General features: G+C 66.5%; 2 protein-coding genes. Both read right to left on the bottom strand.

What is annotated here, in order from left to right; translation table 11 throughout:
• Nucleotides 1–179: 179 nt before the first annotated feature.
• Nucleotides 180–959, bottom strand: coding sequence for a 4-hydroxy-tetrahydrodipicolinate reductase (dapB, locus tag EN925_RS32845; RefSeq protein WP_127384687.1), 780 nt, complete (start codon nucleotides 957–959; stop codon nucleotides 180–182).
• A 17-nt stretch (nucleotides 960–976) separates the two neighbouring features.
• On the bottom strand, nucleotides 977–2,178 hold a 1,202-nt coding region (locus EN925_RS32850), incomplete at its 5' end, for an ATP-dependent helicase (protein WP_164894554.1).

Genomic DNA, 2,178 nt, shown 5'->3' on the forward strand with positions numbered 1-2,178 from the left:
CACGAAACTTCCTCCACTTGGGCGGCGCGCCATCCCGGCTGCGCCGCATTCCTCCTTACCGGCCGCTCCCGCACCGGTCACACGGCGAACGCCGTAATGACTTCATGGCACGCCCAAGCTTTCAGCTGGCTTTCAGTCGTTTTAACGGCCGTTGAAATGGAATCCGTTGTGGCTGCCGGTCACGGAGCGCCGAAACCGAGAACGTCGCGCATGTCGTATTCGCCGGGCGGGCGTCCCTCGAGCCAGAGCGCGGCGGCAATGGCGCCGCGGGCGAACATGACGCGGTCGCCGGCCGCATGCGACAAGGTCACAAGCTCGCCTTCGGCACAGAAGCTCACGCTGTGTTCGCCGATGATGCTGCCGCCACGCAGCACCGCAAAGCCGATCTCACCGGGAGGCCGCGCGCCAATGGCGCCATCGCGTGCACGCCTTGCGACCGTCTCCAGATCGATGCCGCGTCCGCCGGCTGCGGCATGCCCCAGCATCAACGCCGTTCCCGATGGCGCATCGACCTTGTGGCGATGATGCGCCTCGACAATCTCCACGTCCCAGTCATCGGGGTCGAGTGCCCGCGCCGCCTGCTCGACCAGTCCGACCAGCATGTTGAGCCCGAGTGAAAAGCTGCCGGAGCGCACGATGGCAATCGTTTTCGCGGCGTCGGCGATCGCAGCCGATTGAGAAGCATCGAAGCCCGTAGAGCCTATGACCAGGGCCGGCCCGCCGCGCTCGGCGCAAATCCTGGCCAGGTCGACCGAGGCAGCCGGCGTGGTGAAGTCGATGACCACGTCGGCCACTGCAAGCGCCTCGCCGCGGCTCACCAGCCCTTCGCCGACACTGCCCGGCCGGTGAAAGCGGGCGGCGAGCGCCAGCCGCGCGTCGCCCTGCACGGCGTCCGCCATCTGACGGCCCATGCGGCCCAGCGCACCCGCGAGGGCTATCCTGACCGGTGGTTTCGACATGGAGCGCTATCCCGCGGCTATTTCCACATGCCGCGCATGCGCGCGCCGATGTCGACGCGCACCTCCGGCCGGGCTGCCCTGCCCTGTGCTGCCTGTGCGCTCGGCCACGACACCTGCTGGAATGCGGCAAGGATCGAAGCCGGGATGAAACGGGTGCGCGAGGCATAGAGATGGCGGTCGCCGCGCGCCGCCTGGCCATGTGGAAAGAAACGCTGCGGCATGACCAGGTTGAGATTGTCCTTGGCCCGCGTCATTGCCACGTAGAGCAGCCGGCGCTCCTCCTCGATGTCTTCCTTGGTGCCGACGCCGAGATCGGCCGGGATGCAGCCGTCGACCGTGTTGAGCACGAAGACATTCTTCCATTCCTGGCCCTTGGCCGAATGGATGGTCGACAGGATGAGATAGTCCTCGTCGCGATGCGGCGGCCCAGCCTGGTCGCTGGTGGCGTCCGGCGGATCGAGCGTCAGTTCGGTCAGGAAGCGCTCGCGCGAGGCATAGCCCGAGCCGATCTGCTCAAGTTGCAACAGGTCGGCCCGGCGCGTCGTCGCGTCCTCGTGGATGCGTTCCAGATGCGGCTCGTACCACAGCCTGATCTGTTCGAGGTCGGCCGGCCATCTGGCGCCGGCGCGCAGGCCGGAATAGAGCGAGACGAAGCCAGGCCAGTCATCGGCAGCGCGTTGCGGCGGACGCCAGCCGGCCAACCCCATGGCCTCGTCCAGCGCCGTCGTCATGGTCTCGACGATCTGCGCGGCGGCCGAAGGGCCGATGCCAGGCAAGAGTTGCAATACGCGAAAACCGGCGACACGGTCGCGCGGATTTTCGGCAAAGCGCAGCACCGCCAGCACATCCTTGACATGGGCGGCATCGAGAAACTTCAGGCCGCCGAATTTGACGAAGGGAATGTTGCGCCGCGTCAGTTCGATCTCCAGCGGCCCGCTGTGATGCGAGGCGCGAAACAGCACCGCCTGGGACTTCAGCGCTGTGCCCGCCTCGCGCTCGGCCAGGATCGCGTCGCAGACGAAATTGGCCTGCTCGACTTCGTCGCGCACGGTCACCAGTTTTGGCCTGTCGCTGGATTTGCGCTCCGACCACAGGTTTTTGGTGAAGCGCTCCGAGGCTTCGCCGATCACCGCATTGGCGGCAGCAAGGATGGTCTCGGTCGAGCGGTAATTGCGCTCCAGCATCACCACGTCGGCGGCTTGCGCGAACTGATTGGGGA

Source organism: Mesorhizobium sp. M7A.F.Ca.US.006.04.2.1 (genome assembly GCF_004022915.1).
Lineage (GTDB): Bacteria > Pseudomonadota > Alphaproteobacteria > Rhizobiales > Rhizobiaceae > Mesorhizobium > Mesorhizobium ciceri.

What these genes read in the sequence shown, in the direction of transcription:
- dapB (WP_127384687.1), bottom strand. Translation starts at nt 959, where the DNA reads ATGTCGAAACCACCGGTCAGGATAGCCCTCGCGGGTGCGCTGGGCCGC.